The sequence below is a fragment of the Kineococcus auxinigenes genome, from assembly GCF_050871525.1.
Classification (GTDB): Bacteria; Actinomycetota; Actinomycetes; order Actinomycetales; family Kineococcaceae; genus Kineococcus.
The window spans coordinates 1-603 of the sequence record NZ_JBKBCT010000172.1 but is presented as its reverse complement, the minus strand read 5'-3'; the positions used below and the strand labels follow the sequence as shown (position 1 = coordinate 603).

Below are 603 nucleotides of genomic sequence, written 5' to 3'. Positions count from 1 at the left end.
AGCGCCCCAGAGCTGGTTGCTCAGGTCGGCAGCTAGCCCAGGGGCTCGACGGCGATGTCCCTACACTAAGGAAAGTACTGCTCAGAAGCAGAAAATCCGGCATGACTTTCACGATTTGAGATGGAAGACATGCCATGAAGACGAGCAAGTTCACCGAGGTGCTGACCGGTGCGGATGGGGGCGGATCATCATGCTGTCTTTGGTTGCTGCGCAGCTTCGAGGGCCGGGCGAGTCCACGAACTGTACCGACGCGTTGCGTAGATTCGAAAGCAAAAAATCAGGCTACTACGTATGGTCACCTTGACGCCCACCGTATTCCCGCCAAGCAGCGCTTCCGGAACGAGAGGACTCAACACAACGCGCTGGAGCTCTTCTTTATCTCGCCTAGATTCCGTGGTCAAGGCATTGGGTTTAGAGCTTGGCTCGCCATCGAAGAACGCTATCCCGAAACAAAGGTGTGGGAAACGCATACACCGTACTTTGAGAAGCGCAACATTCACTTCTATGTGAAATGCGGCTTCAAAATTGTGGAGTATTACAAGTTTATTCCTGCGTGGCGTCGCTTGAACCGGCAAGCGGCGCGCCGGCCAGCAGTGTGTCTTC

The 603-nt window shown here is 54.7% G+C and carries 1 protein-coding gene; it reads left to right on the top strand.

Annotated elements, in window-relative coordinates; all coding sequences use genetic code 11:
• Positions 1–134: 134 nt before the first annotated feature.
• A partial coding sequence (locus tag ACRYR9_RS19865; RefSeq protein WP_432540240.1) for a GNAT family N-acetyltransferase occupies positions 135–603 on the top strand: 469 nt, incomplete at its 3' end.